The organism is Fontibacillus forbon (genome assembly GCF_046559655.1).
GTDB lineage: Bacteria > Bacillota > Bacilli > Paenibacillales > Paenibacillaceae > Fontibacillus.
The window spans coordinates 440,386-459,500 of record NZ_JBKGFV010000001.1 but is presented as its reverse complement, the minus strand read 5'-3'; the positions used below and the strand labels follow the sequence as shown (position 1 = coordinate 459,500).

Annotated in this window: 21 protein-coding genes and 1 other annotated feature; of the genes, 1 reads left to right on the top strand and 20 read right to left on the bottom strand. The window is 51.0% G+C overall.

All coding sequences use genetic code 11. From position 1 onward, the window contains the following. Window position 1: 1 nt before the first annotated feature. The 7 genes from carA to lspA all read right to left on the bottom strand — a co-directional run bounded on the left by carA (window position 2) and on the right by lspA (window position 7,345). Entirely contained in the window at window positions 2-1,138 is a 1,137-nt protein-coding gene (gene carA / locus ACLB09_RS01950; RefSeq protein ID WP_410768074.1) for a glutamine-hydrolyzing carbamoyl-phosphate synthase small subunit, read from the bottom strand. A 28-nt stretch (window positions 1,139-1,166) separates the two neighbouring features. After that, window positions 1,167-2,462, bottom strand: a complete 1,296-nt coding sequence (locus ACLB09_RS01945; protein WP_410768073.1) for a dihydroorotase — start codon at window positions 2,460-2,462, stop codon at window positions 1,167-1,169. Window positions 2,463-2,520: 58 nt separating this feature from the next. Further along, complete coding sequence (locus tag ACLB09_RS01940; protein WP_410768072.1) at window positions 2,521-3,432, bottom strand: aspartate carbamoyltransferase catalytic subunit; 912 nt, start codon at window positions 3,430-3,432, stop codon at window positions 2,521-2,523. A gap of 1 nt (window position 3,433) precedes the next feature. Next, window positions 3,434-3,979 (bottom strand): bifunctional pyr operon transcriptional regulator/uracil phosphoribosyltransferase PyrR, encoded by a 546-nt coding sequence (gene pyrR / locus ACLB09_RS01935; RefSeq protein WP_410768071.1) that lies wholly within the window; start codon window positions 3,977-3,979, stop codon window positions 3,434-3,436. 461 nt (window positions 3,980-4,440) lie between these two features. Beyond that, the gene (locus ACLB09_RS01930) at window positions 4,441-5,694 is read right to left on the bottom strand and encodes an LL-diaminopimelate aminotransferase (RefSeq protein WP_410768070.1); all 1,254 of its coding nucleotides are present in this window, start codon (window positions 5,692-5,694) and stop codon (window positions 4,441-4,443) included. 209 nt (window positions 5,695-5,903) lie between these two features. Beyond that, window positions 5,904-6,854 carry an RluA family pseudouridine synthase gene (locus ACLB09_RS01925; RefSeq protein ID WP_410768069.1) on the bottom strand — a complete coding sequence of 317 codons (951 nt, stop codon included), beginning with the start codon at window positions 6,852-6,854 and terminating at the stop codon, window positions 5,904-5,906. Beyond that, on the bottom strand, window positions 6,851-7,345 hold the full coding sequence (gene lspA, locus ACLB09_RS01920; protein WP_410768068.1) for a signal peptidase II: 495 nt from the start codon (window positions 7,343-7,345) through the stop codon (window positions 6,851-6,853). The genes ACLB09_RS01925 and lspA overlap by 4 nt, the downstream gene beginning before the upstream one ends. Before the next feature lie 202 nt (window positions 7,346-7,547). Between lspA and ACLB09_RS01915 the strand changes: the two genes are divergently transcribed. Further along, on the top strand, window positions 7,548-8,285 hold the full coding sequence (locus ACLB09_RS01915; RefSeq protein ID WP_410768067.1) for a TraR/DksA C4-type zinc finger protein: 738 nt from the start codon (window positions 7,548-7,550) through the stop codon (window positions 8,283-8,285). Here the strand turns inward: ACLB09_RS01915 and ACLB09_RS01910 are convergent. The 13 genes from ACLB09_RS01910 to sigE form a co-directional block, all read right to left on the bottom strand. Continuing rightward, a complete protein-coding gene (locus ACLB09_RS01910; RefSeq protein WP_410768066.1) occupies window positions 8,272-8,646 on the bottom strand; it encodes a DUF5665 domain-containing protein in 375 nt (124 codons plus the stop codon). The genes ACLB09_RS01915 and ACLB09_RS01910 overlap by 14 nt on opposite strands. After that, complete coding sequence (locus ACLB09_RS01905) at window positions 8,615-8,764, bottom strand: hypothetical protein (protein WP_410768065.1); 150 nt, start codon at window positions 8,762-8,764, stop codon at window positions 8,615-8,617. The genes ACLB09_RS01910 and ACLB09_RS01905 overlap by 32 nt, the downstream gene beginning before the upstream one ends. Window positions 8,765-8,798: 34 nt before the next feature. Beyond that, window positions 8,799-11,894, bottom strand: a complete 3,096-nt coding sequence (gene ileS, locus ACLB09_RS01900) for an isoleucine--tRNA ligase (RefSeq protein WP_410768064.1) — start codon at window positions 11,892-11,894, stop codon at window positions 8,799-8,801. A gap of 54 nt (window positions 11,895-11,948) precedes the next feature. Continuing rightward, window positions 11,949-12,228: a binding site (T-box leader), on the bottom strand. An 82-nt stretch (window positions 12,229-12,310) separates the two neighbouring features. Continuing rightward, complete coding sequence (locus ACLB09_RS01895) at window positions 12,311-12,823, bottom strand: DivIVA domain-containing protein (RefSeq protein WP_410768063.1); 513 nt, start codon at window positions 12,821-12,823, stop codon at window positions 12,311-12,313. Between the two features lie 183 nt (window positions 12,824-13,006). Next, window positions 13,007-13,789: a YlmH family RNA-binding protein gene (locus tag ACLB09_RS01890; protein WP_410768062.1), complete on the bottom strand. Its 783-nt coding sequence runs from the start codon at window positions 13,787-13,789 to the stop codon at window positions 13,007-13,009. 12 nt (window positions 13,790-13,801) lie between these two features. Then, window positions 13,802-14,074 (bottom strand): YggT family protein, encoded by a 273-nt coding sequence (locus ACLB09_RS01885; RefSeq protein WP_410768060.1) that lies wholly within the window; start codon window positions 14,072-14,074, stop codon window positions 13,802-13,804. A 7-nt stretch (window positions 14,075-14,081) separates the two neighbouring features. Continuing rightward, a complete protein-coding gene (locus ACLB09_RS01880) occupies window positions 14,082-14,531 on the bottom strand; it encodes a cell division protein SepF (protein WP_410768059.1) in 450 nt (149 codons plus the stop codon). After that, window positions 14,531-15,223, bottom strand: coding sequence for a YggS family pyridoxal phosphate-dependent enzyme (locus ACLB09_RS01875; RefSeq protein ID WP_410768058.1), 693 nt, complete (start codon window positions 15,221-15,223; stop codon window positions 14,531-14,533). Before ACLB09_RS01875 ends, ACLB09_RS01880 begins: the two co-directional genes overlap by 1 nt. A 7-nt stretch (window positions 15,224-15,230) precedes the next feature. Next, on the bottom strand, window positions 15,231-16,082 hold the full coding sequence (gene pgeF, locus ACLB09_RS01870) for a peptidoglycan editing factor PgeF (protein ID WP_410768973.1): 852 nt from the start codon (window positions 16,080-16,082) through the stop codon (window positions 15,231-15,233). 103 nt (window positions 16,083-16,185) lie between these two features. Then, the gene (locus tag ACLB09_RS01865; protein WP_410768057.1) at window positions 16,186-16,521 is read right to left on the bottom strand and encodes a YlmC/YmxH family sporulation protein; all 336 of its coding nucleotides are present in this window, start codon (window positions 16,519-16,521) and stop codon (window positions 16,186-16,188) included. A gap of 177 nt (window positions 16,522-16,698) precedes the next feature. Then, a complete protein-coding gene (locus tag ACLB09_RS01860) occupies window positions 16,699-17,316 on the bottom strand; it encodes a hypothetical protein (protein WP_410768056.1) in 618 nt (205 codons plus the stop codon). A gap of 161 nt (window positions 17,317-17,477) precedes the next feature. Further along, window positions 17,478-18,260: an RNA polymerase sporulation sigma factor SigG gene (sigG, locus tag ACLB09_RS01855; protein ID WP_114494790.1), complete on the bottom strand. Its 783-nt coding sequence runs from the start codon at window positions 18,258-18,260 to the stop codon at window positions 17,478-17,480. Between the two features lie 89 nt (window positions 18,261-18,349). Then, a complete protein-coding gene (gene sigE / locus ACLB09_RS01850; protein WP_114494789.1) occupies window positions 18,350-19,072 on the bottom strand; it encodes an RNA polymerase sporulation sigma factor SigE in 723 nt (240 codons plus the stop codon). Window positions 19,073-19,115 lie beyond the last annotated feature (43 nt).

The following is a 19,115-nucleotide window of genomic DNA, read 5'->3' as shown; positions in this document are numbered from 1 at the left end:
GTTACAGTACTCCTTTCGCTGCTGCCATGAGTTCGGCTTGACGCGGTTTTTGCGGATTCAGCCGCTTGTGCTCCCGGATCATTTCAATGAAGCGGTCGAAGAGATAGCTGTTATCATAAGGTCCGGGCGCCGCTTCCGGATGGTACTGCACCGAGAAAGCGGGGTGTTTGAGATGCTTGACGCCTTCGACCGTTTTATCGTTGTTGTTGATATGCGTCACTACCAGATCCGTCCCGGAAAGCGATGCTTCATTTACGGTATATCCATGGTTTTGCGACGTGATGTAGCAGCGTCCGGTTTCGAGATCTTTGACCGGATGGTTGCCGCCCCGGTGGCCGAATTTCAGCTTTTCCGTATCGGCGCCGCAGGCCAGCGACAACAGCTGGTGTCCGAGGCAGATGCCGAAGATCGGATATTCGCCGAGCAGTTCGGAAATCGTGCTCACCGCATAAGGCACATCCTTAGGGTCGCCAGGTCCGTTGGAGAGCTGGATGCCGTCAGGATGCAAGCGGCGGATTTCATCGGCCGTCGTGTCATGCGGCACGATGACGACGTCGCAATCGCGCTTGTTCAACTCGCGGAGAATCCCGCTTTTTGCCCCGAAGTCGACGAGAACGATCCGTTCTTTCAATCCAGGGCTGCTGTATACGTTTGGCGTCGATGTCCGGGCAACCTGGTTGCGCAGCTCATCGATGCTTGTAGTCGCCATCATATCCTGCAATTCCGCTACCGACTTGGAGGAAGTCGTCAAGATTCCCTTCATCGTCCCGTGCTGGCGGATAATCCGGGTCAGCATACGCGTGTCGATATCGGTAATGCCGGGAATACCGTATTCCTTCAGCAGATCGCCCAGACTGTACTGCGCCCGCCAGTTGCTTGGCGTCGGCTCATAACGGCGGACGACAAACCCGTGGATCGAAGGGGCGATCGATTCGAAATCGTCTCTCGAAATCCCGTAGTTTCCGATCAGCGGATATGTCATCGTCACAATTTGTCCGCAGTAAGAAGGATCAGACAATACTTCCTGGTACCCTGTAATTCCTGTATTAAAAACGACCTCGCCGGTTTTATCGACTTCCGCGCCGAATGATTTCCCGGTAAACAGCGTGCCGTCTTCCAACAATAATCTTGCCTGCATCCTGCAGCACTCCTTTGCGTTAATCTATTTATAATTGCTCTTTCCAGATCAGCTTTCCTTCAACGATCGTTGCCACAGGCCAGCCTTTCAGCTTCCAGCCGGTAAACGGCGTATTGCGTCCTTTGGAGGCAAATTCCTCCGGATTAACTTCCTTCTCAAGATCCAGATCCACAATCGTCAGATCGGCTGGAGCTCCCGGTTCAAGCCGTCCGGTTTCAAGGCCAAACACTCGGGCCGGATCGGCCGTCATTCTCTCTACCAGCATTCTTAAAGTCCAGCGGCCCTCCGCGACAAATTTCGTATACAGCAGCGGAAACGCAGTTTCAAATCCGACGATGCCGAATGGAGCAAGCTGCATCCCTTTGGCCTTTTCCTCCGCGCTATGTGGAGCATGGTCGGTAACGACGATGTCGATCGTCCCGTCCTCCAGTGCCTTGATACAGGCCTCAACATCCCGTTTGGAGCGCAGCGGCGGATTCATTTTCCAGTTCGCATCTAACCCCGGAATGTCTTCCTCGGACAGAATCAGGTGATGCGGGCAAATCTCGGCGGTCACGTTGATGCCGATCTCTTTCGCCTGACGGATCAGGCGGATCGATTGCTCCGTGCTGACATGGCACACATGGTAGTGAACTCCCGTCGCTTCCGCCAGCAGAATATCCCGTCCGACATGAATCGCTTCCGACTCGTTCGGAATCCCTTTCAGCCCGTGGCGCTTAGCAAATTCACCTTCAGCTACCGGCGCCCCTTCCACCAGGGAATTGTCCTCGCAGTGGGCGATGACCGGCATCCCCATCGATGCAGCCCGGTTCATCGCGTCTTTCATCATCTGCGCGTTTTGGACGCCGACGCCGTCATCGGTGAATCCGATCGCTCCCGCCGCTTTCAGCGCGGCGAAGTCCGTCAACTCGCGGCCCAGCTCGTTCTTCGTAATCGCCGCGTAGGGCAGCACGTGAACCAGCCCGGCTTCTTTAGCTTTTTCCAGTACCAGAGATACGACTTCCGGGCTATCCGTCACCGGCCTTGTGTTGGGCATGCAAGCAATGGTCGTGAAACCGCCTTTGGCCGCCGAACGTGATCCTGACTCAATCGTCTCTTTATGTTCAAATCCGGGTTCTCTCAGATGTACGTGCATATCGATAAATCCCGGCGTCACCAGCTTGCCTGCCGCATCGATTTCACGGATTTCATCTCCGGGAGCACTCATCGGCTCCTGATCGGCGTTCGTGATTTGGTCGATTACCCCGTTCGTAACCGTGATGTGCTTTCTTTCCAATTCGTCGTTTGCGTTCAGAACACTTGCGTTTCGAATAATAAGCTGCATGGATGAAACCTCCGCTTTATCTTTTAAAATCTATTAAAAAGTTCCGATTCGTTGTTTTCTATTTCATGGCTCTTTCCACAACCGCCATCCGGATGGGTACCCCATTCGACATCTGCTTGAAAATCCGTGATTGCGGATGTTCGACCACTGCATCGTCGATCTCTACATTGCGGTTGATCGGGGCAGGGTGCATGATAATGACGTGCGGGGCAAGCCCGGCTGCCCGCTCCTCGGTGAGCCCGTACTCCAGACGGTACTGCTCCGCCGATCTCAGTAATCCTTCGGCATGACGTTCCAGTTGTACGCGCAGCATCATGACTACGTCGGCGCAGAGCGCCTCATCCATCGGTACATAAGGTGCGTATCTTCCAAGTTCCGGGGCCTGCATGATTTCGGGGGCGCACAGTTTGACTTCCGCTCCGAATTTTTGCAGCGCCCAAAGGTTGGAACGTGCTACCCGGCTGTGCTTAATGTCTCCGATAATCGATACCTTCAACCCTTTCAATTCCCCGAAATGTTTCTTCATCGTGTACAAATCGAGTAAGGCTTGAGTCGGATGCTCGTTATTGCCGTCGCCGGCGTTGATGAGAGGCATCGACACTTTGGTAGCCAAATCGGCTAGCAGCCCGACCGGTTTCAAGCGGATAACGCCGGCATCGATTCCCATGGATTCGAGCGTGCGTACCGTATCGTGAATCGATTCGCCTTTTTCCACGCTCGATACGGCTGCTGAAAAGTTCAGGACTTCCGCTCCCAATCTCTTCTCGGCCATCTCGAAGGAAAAGCGGGTGCGCGTGCTGTTTTCAAAAAACATGTTGGCAACAAAACGGTCTTTCAGAACAGGGACCACTTTTTCGGTCCGGCTTTCCCAATAGGCAGCCCGATCCAGAATCGAACCGATCTCGGAGGCGCTGAGCTCTTTAAGCCCCAGCAAACTGCGTTCTTTTAGAGCAGATGCCGTCATAGTCATCTTACTGTTCCCCCCGTTGCTGCAAAATGCGGACCTGATCGCTGCCATCCTTTTCCTCAAGAAGCACTTCGATTTCTTCCGCTTTGGAAGTAGGCACATTCTTTCCGATATAATCCGGACGGATCGGCAGTTCCCGATGTCCACGATCCACAAGAACGGCTAGCTGGATGGATTCCGGCCGTCCGGCGTCCATGATGGCGTCCATCGCGGCGCGGATCGTCCGTCCCGTATATAATACATCGTCGAAGAGGATTACTTTTTTGTTTTGCACCGGTACAGCATAGTCGGCCTGCTCAGCCACACGTTCTTGGACAGTACGGTCATCTCGGTAAGATGTAACGTCCAGTTCGATCCAAGGGATCGGCTTTCCTTCGATACTTTCCAATCGTTCGGAGAGCCGTTTCGCCAGAAATACGCCTCGTGTTTTAATTCCGGCCAAAATGCAGCCTTCAATGCCGTTGTTGTGCTCAAGAATTTCGTGGGCGATTCTGGTTAAGGCACGGCGAATGGCTATTTCATCCATAATAATATGACTTTCAGTGCTCATTGGATTCTTTGCCTCCTCAGGATAAGTTTCATCCAGATTCCGTGATAGGCCATAAAAAAACTCCTTGCCTGATCGAGGCAAGGAGTCTCTAGTCATAGTTAAGCCATGACTGTCATGCGGATCCAGGGTATGCATTGCCGCAGCAATGGACATAGTCTTCCCTAAATCCTCATTCACGTTACCTTGCCAGCCTCACGGGACTGAATTAAAGGTTCTTATTGATTTACATGAATTATGACAGAATGCGGCCTACCTGTCAAGGCAACCAGCCTGGATAAATATACCTGCGTAAAATGAACGGCATAATTTCCAATAAGTCAACGAAAGCATTATTTTCTTATAAATATACACTATTATTAATATTTATTCAAACCCTTTTTATCTCTTCCCTCAATGAACGCTTGCGTCCATACGAAAAAAACACCCGGCTAGATAGCCGGGCGGTCGCATAAAATACGATTCTAGAATACAAACTTCACTTCGCCAAGTCGGCGTTTGATTTCCGCGATGACTCTTTCTTCTTCTTCAATACCGGCAGCGGCAAAGGTGACCGAGAACCGTACATAATGGCCGGCATCATCCCAAGGTACCGTCGATATCAGCTTTTCTCTGATCAGGTATTGAGCAAAATCCTCGGCCGTCGCAAACGTCGGTCCGCCCTCGACTCCCTTCGGAGCCGCCACGTACAGGAAAAACGAACCTTGCGGTTTTTTCGCCTTGAAACCGAGCTCATTCAGTGCGCCAACCAGCAGATTGTGTCTGCGCGAATACTTCTCGGCAATCTTCTCGGTAATTTCCGGGTGGGCCAAACCGTAAGCAGCCGCTTTTTGGATCGCGATGAACTGACCGGAATCGTTGTTATCTTTTACGTCGCTGAACGCTTTAACAATAAGCGGGTTACCGGCGACAAAACCGATTCTCCATCCGGTCATGTTGTACGATTTCGATAAGGAGTGCAGCTCCACACCTACGTCCTTCGCTCCCGGAACGGAAAGGAAGCTCAGCGGCTTCAATCCGTCATAGGTCAGGGCTGCATACGGCGCATCGTGAACGACAACGACATTGTATTTGCGCGCCCATTCTACGACTTCCGCAAAGAATCTCGCGGTAGCGCTGGCGCCTGTCGGGTTGTTGGGGTAGTTCAGGTAAATCAATTTTGTCTTGCGGGCGATCTCTTCAGGAATCGAAGCAAGATCCGGCAGGAAGTTATTCTCTTCCGTCAAAGGTACCGTGTACACCTCTCCGCCCAAATATTTCGTATGCGTCCCCAGAATCGGATAGCCCGGAACCGTCATAATTGTAATGTCCCCCGGGTTAATGAAGCAGGAAGGCAACATCGCAAGCGCCGGCTTGGAACCGATGGAGTGCACGATTTCCGTATCGGCATCGATTCCTTCCACGCCGAATACTTCTTGCAAATAGCGGGCAGCCGCGACCTTGAACTCGGGAATTCCGTTATCCGCATAACCCCGGTTTTCCGGTTTGGACGCTTCCTCCGCCAGTTTTGCCACAATGCCGGCATCCGCCATTTCATCGGGTTCGCCCACGCCCATATCAATCAATTCTATGCCCGGGAAATCCTTTTTCGCTGCGGCTTTTGCACGCTTAATTTTTTCGAATTTATAAATTGCCGTATCTTTTCCGTAATTCGCGCCTCCGATGCGATCCGCAAACTGGAGTTGAATGTATGTGTCCTGATAGAGTTCTACGCTCATAAAAAAGTCCATCTCCTTCTTAAAATCTCCCTTTTAAATATGCTGGAATCGAGGTTTTTAGAGAATGGATTAATCACCAGATCGTTTGTACTTTTCGACTATGCCCCAGGAATGTCACAGGTATCCATGAATCAAAAAAAGCATCTCCCATCCAACCTTGTGACCTGCGTGGCTGGAGAAAGATGCTCAATAAGTTTAAATTATTTTCCCTAACGATTGCGAAGCGAATGCAGTACGTCCTCCATGTCTCCAGGAATCGGAGCGCTGAACTCCAGATATTCGCCGGACGATGGATGAACAAATCCCAAAACGGCCGCATGCAGCGCCTGCCCAGTCATCTTGATGCCTTTGCTTCGCCCGTAAAGCGGATCTCCGACAAGCGGATGGTTAATAAATTTCATATGCACGCGGATTTGATGTGTCCGCCCGGTTTCCAGCTTAAGCTCCAACAGCGTGTAATCGCCGAAGCGTTCCGCGACCTGAAAATGGGTCACCGCTTCTTTGCTGTTTCGCTCGATGACCGTATACATTTTCCGGTCGACCGGGTCCCGGCCGATTGGCGCGTCGACCGTCCCTTGATCATGGCTCACATTCCCGTGAACAAGGGCGAAATATTTCCGGGTCACGGAATGTTCCTTCAGCTGTGCGGCCAATGAAGCATGAGCTTTATCGTTCTTGGCGGCCATCAGCAGTCCGGATGTATCCTTGTCGATCCGATGAACGATTCCGGGCCGAAGTTCGCCGTTGATACCCGAAAGATCCTTGCAGTGAAACATCAACGCATTCACCAGCGTACCTGTAGAATGGCCTGGAGCCGGATGTACAACCATTCCCCGCGGTTTATTTACCACAATGACATCGCCGTCTTCATAATAAACGTCAAGCGGGATATCCTCCGGGACAATGGCCACCGGTTCCGCATCCGGGACAGTCAACGAGATGACGTCGCCCTCGGAAATTTTGTAGTTGGCTTTGATCCGCGCCCCGTTGACCAAAATGTCTCCGTTTTCAATCCAAAGCTGGATCTGGCTGCGCGAGAATTCTTCGCCAACCTGTGCTTTTATATATTTGTCAATCCGATCCTTTGCTGCTCCGGCATCCGCCGTCCATTCCGTGTTTCCGTCTTCAGGATCAAAAAAAGGCTTGTTGTCTGATATCATACTTGCTCCTCATGCTCGCGTCCCGATTGATGTTTCTTTTCTCTCCGAATTTCAAGCAGCGAATCCAGAACGATCAAGGCAACCCCGATAACAATGCAGGAATCCGCAACATTAAAGATCGGGAAGGTGTAAGTTCCGAAATTAAACTGCAAAAAATCGACGACTTCACCGCTAACGGCCCGGTCGAGGAAATTGCCTACAGCCCCGCCCAACACGAGCGATAACGCGGTTGGCAGAAGCTTGTTGCCGGAATTCTTCACTTTTTGCAGATACCAAATGATACCTATCACAACAACCGTCGTAACCGCGACAAAAAACCAGCGCTTTCCTTCCAGAATGCCGAACGCCGCACCAGTATTCCGGTGAGATGTAATCAGGAAGAAGTTGCCGATCACCGGAATTTGTTCCCCGATGGTTAAGCTGTTCGCAATCAGATACTTCGTTCCTTGGTCAATTAGAAACATAATTAATGCAATCACAAAATAAATCACTCGGGAATTCACCTCGTTTTTTCGTTAGGCTGCCGATAAGTTACGACAGAATGTTCCACTTGAAGACCTGTATATTGTAGCACAGCCGCAATTCACCCGTCCATGCACGAAAGGATTTTCCTTAGGTAAAACGTCATGGTTTTGCACAAAATAGCTTCACGGCGAAATACTCAAGCAGCTTTCACGGAAAGGAGTTACATCCATGTCTCATTTAACGAAACAGCAACTAGCGGAGTTGAAATTGGATCTTGAAACCGAGATTAAAGCGACTTGCCGCAGGTTGGAGGAAAAAGAGCACTACGGGCTTCGCGGCTCCATGCGGGACAATACCAGCGAGCTCTCTTCCATTGACAACCATCCTGCCGATATCGGCAGCGAGATGTTTGAACGAGGTAAGGATTTGGCGCTGAACGAGCATGACGAACTGAAGCTGACCCGGATTAACGGCGCCTTGGACCGCATGGCCGAAGGCACTTACGGGTACTGTCAAACCTGCGCCCAGCCGATTGGTTTCGAACGGCTGAAGGCCGTGCCGGAAACGGCATATTGCATTCAGCACAGTCCCCAGTCCTTTGTTTCGGCGGGACGGCCGATAGAAGAATTATTCCTTGCTCCTCCGTTTGGACGGACAAGCCTTGACGAGCATGAAGACCAGAACGGCTTTGACGGTGAAGATGCCTGGCAGATCGTCGAAAGCTTTGGCACATCCGACTCGCCGGCACTCGCCGAGGATAATGAGATCGATGATTACAACGATATGGAGATTGAAGCCTCCGAAGAACTGGACGGATTTGTCGAGCCGTATGAAACGTTTATCGCTACAGACATCTACGGGGAGAACGTCGTTTTTTACCGTAACGGCGTGTACCGCAAATACATGGAAGCCACCGAGCATCTGGACAGCGAGGATTCCCTGGGAACCGGGTCTAATAAGTATTAAGTTCAAGTTGTCTTTGTACGATTCTGACGATATCGGCGATATAATCCCCGATAATCGGCAGATTGAGAGCTCCGAGTACCTGAAGCACATAAATGATGGTCGCCGCAAAAAAAGTAAACCCGATCGCAATTCCGACGCCTCGCGCAGTACCGGATAATAAATTTAGCCAGATCAAACGCCACGGCGAGTTGAGCAGCTGCGTATATTCGGCAATTCTGGATTTCTCCAGCTGCCGGCTCCAGTTCAAAGTCAGCCGGTACATGGCCCCCATCTGCTCCTCCGGCGTCCCGGGAGGCAGGTGCAGCTCGGACTCTTCCTTTATTTCTATTTTAGGTTTTCCTCTCCATATTCGGCGCTTCATCGGTATCCTCCGGCAAAAATGAAACGAGCCGGGTCGGCTTCTTCCACTGGAAGATCGCCTCGCCCAAGCTCGTTTTTTCTTGGTTAATTCTAGTATGACCGCCGGATCGGCGTGTCATACAAAGTAATCTGCCTTCTACCTATTTCGCTAGCTTATGCCCGAATGTAGACGCCGATTTTTTTACCGCCTAAATCTACCGTCTCACCTTGGCTTTCGGCCGTTCCGAAGGACACATCCGTAATGAGTACATTATCTCTGAGCACATTCTCAAACGCCGTAATCGCTGTCTTCAGCTCATCGTCCACATCCAGCGTCAGGTGCACTCTTTTTTCGATCGGAAGGTCCAGTTTTTTGCGCGTATCCTGAACGGCACGTACCACTTCACGAACCCATCCTTCCTGCTCCAGTTCCGGTGTGATGTCGGTATTCAGCGCAACGGTGATCCCGTAACCCGAAGCGGAGGCAAAGCCCGATTTCGCCTGTTTCTCGATCAGAAGTTCCTCGGCGGTAACGTTCAGTTCCTCGCCTTCAGGCGAAGTAATGTTCACCTGGCCGTTTTCCACGATTTTACGCGTTTCTTCGGCGCTCAGCCCCTTCAGGAAGCCCTGCAGGAACCCGATGTTTTTGCCGTATTTCTTTCCGGCCACTTTCAAATTCATCTTTAATGTGAAATCGACGAATCCGCTGTCGCTCGTTTTGAGTTCGATTGTTTTAATATTGATTTCTTCTTTGATGATTTCCTCATATTGAGCAAGCGCAAAGTCACGGTCCATGGATACGATCAGGCTCGACAGCGGCTGACGGGTCTTGATCCCCGTCTCGTTACGGACGTTGCGCGCCAGTTCGACGATTTGCCGGGCACTTTCCATATCCGCTTCCAGTGCCAGATCGATCAGCGATTCATCTACCGACGGATAATCGGCCAAGTGCACGCTTTCTCCGCCGCCCAGATTGGTGAAAATTTCCTCAGACAGCATCGGCGTAAACGGAGCCATCAGCTTGGACAGCGTAAGCAGCACATGAACAAGAGTTTGATAGGCGGACACTTTATCCTCGCCAAGGCCGCTGCCCCAGAAACGGTCGCGCGAACGGCGGATATACCAGTTGCTCAATTCGTCGATAAACGACTCGATCGCTTTAGACGTGTTTACGAAATCATTCACGGCCAGACCTTTATCCACCAGCAAAATCAGGCTGTTCAACCGGGACAGGATCCAGCGGTCCAGCTTGTTATCGGAGCGACGGAACTCGTGCTCTTCCGGCTTGTAGCCGTCGATGCCGGCATACAGCGTAAGAAAGGCGTGGGTATTGACGAGCGTATCCACCACTTTGGATTTGGCTTCCGCAACGATGCCTTTAGAGAAGCGCTTGCTGTTCCATGGCGCGCTGTCGGACAGAAGCGCCCAACGGAAAGCATCGGTGCCGAATTCATTGATGATATCCCAAGGATCGATGACGTTTCCTTTGGACTTGGACATCTTCTGTCCGTTTTCGTCGAGCACGTGTCCGGTCGCGATAACAGCTTTATATGGCGCTTTGCCCGTAAACAAGGTGGATACGGCCAACAGACTGTAGAACCAGCCGCGCGTTTGGTCGATCCCTTCGCAGATCATATCGGCCGGGAACTGCTCCTCGAACGTCTTCTCGTTTTCGAACGGGTAGTGATGCTGGGCAAACGGCATCGAACCGCTGTCGAACCAGACGTCGATCACTTCGCTCGTCCGCTCCATCACGCCGCCTTCGCAGTGAGGGCATTTGACCTTGACTTCATCCACGTAAGGTTTATGAAGTTCGAGATCCTCGCTGACCTCGCCGATCGCATGCGCGCGAAGCTCGGCCAGACTGTGTGGCGCGAATTGCTCCCCGCAATCCCGGCATACCCAAACATTGAGCGGGGTGCCCCAATAGCGGTTCCTGCTGATATTCCAATCAACCAGTTCCTCCAGGAACTTGCCGAAGCGCCCTTCCCTGACATGCCCCGGATACCAGTTAACGGAGTTGTTATTGGCAATGAGTTGATCCTTGACGGCAGTCGTTTCAATGAACCAGCTATCCATCGCATAGTACAAAAGCGGGGATTTGCAACGCCAACAGAACGGGTAGCTGTGCTCGTATTTCTCTTTGCTGTAGAGCAGTCCTTTTTCGGACAGCGTTTTGACGATATCGAGATCGCAATCCTTCACGAAACGGCCGGCAAAATCGCTTACCGTCTCAGTGTAGCGGCCTTGGCCGTCGACTACGCTTACGAAGCTGATGCCGTTCTCGCGGCAGGTCCGGTAGTCGTCTTCCCCGTGCGCCGGAGCCATATGCACGATCCCGGTACCGCTGGCGTCCGTTACGAACGAAGCGCCTACGATGACGTTCACTTTGTCCGCTTTAATATAGCTGAATGGCGAAGCATAGGTTTGGCCCACCAGTTCGTCGCCCTTAATGACCGATTCGATCGTGTAATCGCCCTTCATTACTTTTTCAACCAGGTTCTTGGCGACGATGTATACGCCATCTTCCTGCTTCACTTTTGCATATTCCATCTCGGGATTGACCGCCAAAGCGACGTGGGCCGGCAAAGTCCAAGGGGTTGTCGTCCAGGCAAGAACATACTCACCGGTGCTGTCCAGCTTGAATTTAGCGGTCGCGCTAAGGTCTTTTACATCCTCATACCCTTGCGCCACTTCATGCGAGCTGAGCGAGGTTTGACAGCAAGGGCAGTAAGGGCTTACCCGGTGGCCGCGGTAAAGCAATCCTTTTTCGTGAACGGTGGCCAGAATGTTCCACACGCTCTCGATGTAGTTGTTATCCAGCGTAATATACGGATTGTCCAGATCGGTCCAGTAAGCAATCGCTTCGGTAAATTCGCGCCATTGTTTTTCGTAGCCGAACACGCTGGCTTTACATTTCTTGACGAATTCTTCAATGCCGTATTTTTCGATCTCCTGTTTCCCGGAAATGCCAAGTTGCTTCTCGACGCCAAGCTCGACCGGAAGTCCGTGCGTATCCCAGCCTGCTTTACGAACGACACGGTATCCTTTCATGGTCTGATAACGGCCGATAAAGTCCTTGATCACCCGTCCAAGTACGTGGCCGATATGCGGAAGCCCGTTCGCGGTCGGCGGACCTTCATAAAATACATAGTTCGGACGGCCTTCGCGGTTCTCGATACTGCGTTTAAACGTATTTTCGCTGTTCCATTTGTTCAAAATGCGCAGGTCGCGCGTGCGAGCCTGTTCTTTGACATCGACTTTTTTCATTTTCGTTTACTTCCCTTCAAAAAATTTCGTTAAAAACAAAAAAAGCCCCGTCCCAAAAGGGACGAGACTTTGTGCTCGCGTTACCACCCTTGTTTCATGCAAAGCCGGATGCGAAAAAAAATTATCGCAGGCAGCATGACACCTTGATCCCATACGCTTCATATGGGTCCGGTATAACGGCCGGCTGCCGGCATAGCTTACGCTTTCCAAACGGAAATTCAGCTAGGCTTCTCCGGGAGGATTTTCCGTCAGCGTCTTGAACATTGGCTTTCAGCAAATGCCAACTCTCTGGGGGACAACATCGCCGCGTACTTGTTCCCATCATCAAATCGATATGGATCTTTCATACATTCAACAAGAAATATGTTATTATTTATAACTTATTTCCACGGGAAATGTCAACCTGAAGCGATTGCTTAGTAAATTTCTTTCACTTCGCGGTCGCGGTCCTGTTCGAAGGAGCGCTCGCGATTCTCGAGCGAATCCCATCCGTCGTGGCTCAGCAAATCCAACTGAGCCTCCACCAACGTGCGGAAACGCGCGCGATAGATGGAAGCCTGTTTCTTTAACTCCTCAACTTCCATCGCGATTTTGCGCGATTTGGAGAGGGACTCGTTAACGATCCGGTCCGCGTTTTTCTCGGCTTCCTTCACGATCAACTGGGCTTCTTTCTTCGCATTATTCTTAACTTCGTCGGCCGCTTCCTGCGCTACGATAATCGTCTTGCTTAACGTTTCTTCAATATTGGAAAAATGATCCAGCTTCTCTTGCAAAGAAAACAATTGATTGTGCAGTTCCTTGTTTTCCCGGATCACGATTTCGTAGTCTTTAATGACCTGGTCGAGGAATTCGTTTACTTCGTCTTCATCATAGCCGCGAATGCGTCTCGAAAACTCCTTGTTATGTATATCCAGCGGTGTTAATGGCATGATCCGCACCTCCTATTATATTCAAAACTCCCCCTGCGGGAAGCCTGTCTCACTCACTACTTAGAGGTTGTTCAAAAAGCGGGCTTCTAATCGCAGGCCCTGCTAAAAATCTCACTTTTTGAACTCTCAATTTATACGTAAGTAGTTAATTTCGACAGGAATTGCAGATCTCCTGCAACGAGATCAACTAAATTTTCCGATTTTTACTCGGAGCCTGCCTCTTTTTGTCACCCCGTCGCATTCAAGCACCTTAAACCGCCCGAACCCTTGCAAGGCGACGATATCGCCTTCTTTTAGCAGCTTGGAGGGATTTTCCTCCGTCCTCCAGTTGACCCGGCAGCGCCCCGCTTTGATCGGCACCAGTACCTTGCTCCGGCTAAGCCGGAACACATCGCCGGCAATCCCGTCCAAACGTAAAGAAGCCACCGTTAAATCCAGCGGCTCGAGTTCGGCTTCCGTCGTTCTCAGTGAATCCAGATCCAGAAGTTCGGTCATAACCTGGACCCGGTGTACCTGCTGCAGATTCATGCTGAGAAAAGGGGATATTTCTTCCGCGACGATGACATGGCAGCCGTCTTCCCGAACATGGATGTCGCCGATTTTCTCCCGTTTCAGCCCGAGGCCGAGAATCGCGCCCAAATAATCCCCATGCTGCAAAACGGCCAGCTTCTGGTCGTCCGAAGTAATGCTGAGTATCTTCATACGCATCGGTTCGCTACCGAGGTCCCGGTAATCCGGAGCGATGAGACCGCGCTGCCGCTCCGCACCCTCGTATCCGCCGTCCAGCCGCACGGCCGTATCGGGATGACGGTTCGCCAGCGATTGCAAAATAAAGCCTTGCCGCGGATCGAGAAAATCAGTCAGCTTCACTTCGTGATAATCCCCGGCTCCGACGACCCACTCCCATGCCCGGTCCACAAACTGGCGTTCTTCCGGCTTGAAATGATCATAAATATCGCTTTTCATGATCTCAACCCATCACACAAAGATATAATTCAGCACGCTGATGAGCCCCACCGCCGCCAAACGAAGAACAAGCAAAGCTATGATCGGGGAGAAGTCGATCGTTCCCATAAGCGGAGGAATAAACCGCCGGAACGGAGCCAAAAACGGCTCGACCAGCTTTCCGAGCAGTTCGCCGATAAAACTTTCACGAACGTTTGGAACCCAGGACATCAGAATATAAGCAAAAATCATATAAAAATAAATATTGTAGATCAACCACACAATGTCTCCGATTGTATTACCCAAGCTGTCATCACCTCATTCTGTTATATTCGGAATCTTCGGTCAGTATTTCCGTAATCGCTCCCTGAATTTCTACGGTATCCGGCGTGCACAGAAAAATATTGCCGCCGATTTTGGAAATGCTGCCGCTAAGCGCATAAATCGTACCGCTCAGGAAGTCGATAATCCGCATCGCCTGGTCGTTGCGTACCCGCTGGAGGTTAACTACGACGCTCCGGTGGGAACGCAAATGATCCGCGATCTCTTGGGCTTCATCATAAGAGCGCGGTTCATAAAGAATCACCTTGACGTTCTTTTGCGAATGAATGCTGACCACATTGCTTCCTCTTTGATTCTTACGGGTTTCAAAGCTCGGGGTTTCAAAATCCGGCTCATCATTTCCCGGAAACGTTTCGCGCTCCACGATTTCTTCCTCTTCCTGAAGGCCCAAGAAGTTCATGAACCGGTTCATTACTCCCATTACATCTCGTCCCCTTTCCCTACTAAAAGAGTCCCGAGGCGCACCCAAGTCGCCCCTTCTTCAATCGCCACTTCAAAATCGCCCGACATGCCCATGGACAATTCCGTAAGGGGCTCTGCCGTCACACCCTTGGCATTCAACTCGTCCCGAAGAATCCGCAGCCCGCGAAAAACGGGTCTTGCGTCTTCAGGATCCTCTACTTCCGGCGCCATCGTCATCAGCCCGATGATCTTGATATGGGCCAACTGCCCGGCCACCCGAAGGAAAGCCTCGGCTTCTTCCCGCGCAACCCCTTGTTTGGACGCCTCGCCGGAAACATTGACCTGCAAAAACGCCTTCACTACAGTTCCGGCCGCTGCTGCCCGCTTGTCCATCTCTTGGGCCAGCGAAAGCCGGTCCAGCGAATGAATATATTGAAATTTCCCAACGACGTCCTTAACCTTCCTGCTTTGGAGATGGCCGATAAAGTGCCATACCCCCTGCCCGCCAAGCGCCTCCCACTTCGGCACCGCTACGCCCGGGCGATTCTCCCCCAGGTGCTTGATTCCGCTGTTCAGAACCGAGGAGGTCATCTCTGCCGAGACATACTTGGTCACGGCGATTACCGTAACCTCATCCCGATGTCTTCCGCTTCGGTCACAGGCCGCCATGATCATTTCTTCTACATGCTGTATCCGTTCTTTAAGTGACAAGAAAGGATCACCTCTCCTTCAAACCAACCCAACTCGCCATCCGCCCGGTTAACCCGTTATGTTTACGGTAAGAGAAAAACCGGTCGCTATGGCAGCTTGTACACCAAGATGTACATTCGATATGTGTCGGCAATATTCCTGCTTTTATCATAATAATTCGATTCATTTCTTTCAAGTTCAGCATACTTCTCCCTTCCCGAAGGGAAGGAGAATAAATTTTCGGAGCCCATTCCTCCTCGGGCATCCCTTGAAAAGCATCCCGCACTTTCCTCATGACATGCTCATCCACCTCGTAGCAGCACGAGCCTATGCTGGGGCCGATGGCCGTCATGATCTGACTTCTGCGGCTGCCGTATTCCTGTTCCATCGTGGTGATCACCGCTTCGGCAATCCGGCCCACGGTTCCTTTCCATCCCGCATGGGCAAGGCCTACAGCCCGGTTCGCCGGATCAAGAAAATAAAGCGGCACGCAATCGGCATAAAAAGAGGTCAGCAGTACGCCCGGCACATTGGTTACCAGTCCATCCGTTTCTTGAAAGGCGCTGTCCCGGTCGCGGAATCCTTTCCCCCGGTCCTTCTCTCCTACGACAGCGACCGAGACCCCGTGAACCTGCTCCCCGCAGGTCCATGACTCCGGCGAAAAACCAAGCGCACCGGCCAGCCTGCGGCGGTTTTCAAGCACGTCGTCCGGTTCATCCCCGACATGAAACGCCAAATTCAGGCTGGCGTACGGTTCTTTCCCCGCCCCTCCCGAGCGTCCGGTAAACCCCACGCACAGCCCCGGGACAAGGTTTTTCCATGCGATTATTTCATATTGTTCAGGAATATCCTGTTTAGGATTCCAAATAAACGGTTCCATCATCCATCTCCCCTTGATGCTCGGTAAATTCCTTCTCCAAAACCGGCGCGTCTTCCCAATTACACTATTTTACTAACCAGTTTAACATATCTCAACTCCCGTGTTATCCGCGGCGTTCCGCTCTCCCGTCCCGGTCGATATAAACGGTGGTCTCATAGGCCGGCTGATTTCGCGATTCCCGCAGTTCCTCCATCTTGACTAGGACGACGTCGGAGCCGATTTTCACGATATTTTTCCAGGGGATGATCAGATCGTTGCCGCCGCCAAAAAGCCCGAGAAATTTCGTATTCACCGGCACGACGATCGCCTCGATCAGTCCCTGCCGCAAGTCCAGTTCCAGATCGCTGATATGCCCCAGCCGCTTGCCGTCCACGACATTGATGACGTCTTTCGTTTGGAAATCCGAGATTTTCATGCTCGCTCTCACCACATTATCCATCCACCATCGCCCCCTGACTGCGAATGCTATCCCTTTACTATATGATTGCGGACTTCAAAAAATAAGTAAACATGGATACGTACTAAACTCCTGACCAGAACCGATGAAAGGGATGGTTAATGGTTTCCGTACACAAGAAAAACGCCGGGCAAGAAAACCCCGACGTTCCAACATCAATTATTTTTCCGAATCCGTTTGCTCTTCGGGCTTCCGTTTTTGTTCCTCCGTAATACTTGTTTCTAACTTATCCGATTTACTCTCGCCTACTCTCAAACGTTCGCTTCTCTCCATCATTTCGTGCTGGTCTTTATGTATTTTCATCGACTTTCCTATAATTTGTGCCGCAATCTGATCCGCTTTCGCATAGTTATGTCTATTCTCCATCTCTACCTGCACTTTTCGCAATGTCGTCATTTGTGAAAGCTGGTGAGATGAAGATATCATATGCTGAACCTCATTCGAGAAAATAAGCTCATCGCCATCTTGGTTTCTTATCGTTTGCGCTTCCGCATGCTCCGCCATTTTCGTTTGTCGCTCTTCCAATTCTTCCTGTTTCTCCTGCATGGCGGCTTCTTGCAGCTGCACTTGAAGCTGTTTAATTTGTTCTTGAATCTGCTTGATCGCCGATCCTTTAGTTTCATTGCTGTCTTGACCTTGCCTGATTTTATCCATTTGCTTTTGCAAACTCTCGATTTGTTTACGTATTTGCTGGGAGACACTAAGCTGATCTCTACCCGCCGAAGGCACTATCGGTTTTTCCGTACGTTGGTTCGAAACCGCATGAATTGTAGACATTGATTTTCCTCTCCAATCTGGTTTTACAAAACATTCCAAATTCCTAATCGTTATATCGGCTAAAAAACAGTTCCTTTGAAGATGTTAATGTGGATATTTATGGAACAAAAAAACAGTAGGATAAGGTTGTCCCTTATACCTACCGTTTTGCCGTTCTTGCCTTACGACTTCACATGTTTCTGCATTTGTAAGATGGCGGATTTCTCGAGCCTGGATACCTGGGCCTGGGAGATGCCGATTTCGTCGGCCACTTCCATCTGGGTCTTGCCTTCGAAGAAGCGCATCGACAAAATCATTTTTTCCCGCCGTCCCAGGCGCTGCATCGCTTCCCGAAGGGCAATCTCCTCGATCCAGGAAACATCCTTGTTCCTGTCGTCGCTGATCTGGTCCATGACATAGATGGGATCACCCCCGTCATGATAGATCGGCTCAAACAACGATACCGGGTCCTGGATGGCATCCAGCGCGAATACAACGTCTTCTTTCGGAAGACCGAGCGCTTCCGAGATTTCGAAAATCGTCGGTTCCCTCGAGTTCTGGTTCGTCAGGCTATCGCGCATTTGCAGTGCCTTATATGCGATATCGCGCAGGCTGCGCGACACGCGGATCGGGTTGTTGTCCCGCAAGTACCGGCGGATTTCCCCGATGATCATCGGCACCGCATAGGTCGAGAATTTGACGTTCTGCGATAAATCAAAATTATCGATGGCTTTCATGAGTCCGATGCAGCCGACTTGAAACAGGTCGTCCACATACTCCCCCCGATTGTTGAACCGCTGGATGACACTCAGTACGAGTCTGAGGTTGCCATTCACTAACTTTTCTCTGGCTGATCTTACGTGGTCCTGCTGCAAAGAGTGGAACAATTCACGCATTTCCGCATTGGTTAGAACGGGCAATTTTGCGGTATCAACCCCGCAAATCTCGACTTTGTTTCGGGTCATCAAGTCTTACCTCCCAAGGAGAAACATTAATGATCATTATCTCCCGGGACTGTATTTTTATTCCTGAATTTACTCCTTGCCCGCCCCGCCTACACCATCTTGTTGAATTCCTTGCGGAGCCGCTTGATGATCCGTTTTTCCAGCCGGGAAATGTAGGATTGAGAAATTCCGAGCAAATCCGCCACGTCTTTTTGCGTTTTTTCGTCGCCGTCGACGAGGCCGAATCGAAGCTCCATGATCATCCGTTCCCGTTCGCTCAGTTTGTCGAGCGCCTTGTGCAGCAGCTTGCGGTCAACCTGTTCCTCGATATTGCGGTATATGGTGTCATTCTCCGTGCCAAGCACGTCGGAGAGAAGCAATTCGTTTCCGTCCCAATCGATGTTCAAGGGTTCGTCGAAGGATACTTCCGTCCGGATTTTGCTGTTCCGGCGTAGATACATAAGGATCTCGTTCTCGATGCAGCGTGATGCATAGGTCGCCAGCTTGATTTTTTTCTCGGGATCGAACGTATTCACGGCCTTGATGAGTCCAATGGTGCCGATCGAGACAAGGTCCTCGATGTTAATGCCCGTATTCTCGAATTTTCGTGCAATATAAACGACCAGCCGAAGATTCCGCTCGATCAGCATCGCCCTGATCGCGGCATCCCCGGTAGACAGCCGCTGCAACAAATATTCTTCTTCTTCGCGCGTCAATGGAGGCGGCAGCGCTTCGCTTCCGCCGATATAATAGATTTCTTCGCTTTTCAGTCCGAATAAAAACAATATCCGGTAGTACTGCAGCTGCAGCATCAGTTTCCATTTTACACGCATGGCTTCTTTTTCCTCCCATATTACTTTCCCGTATTTCCAAAAG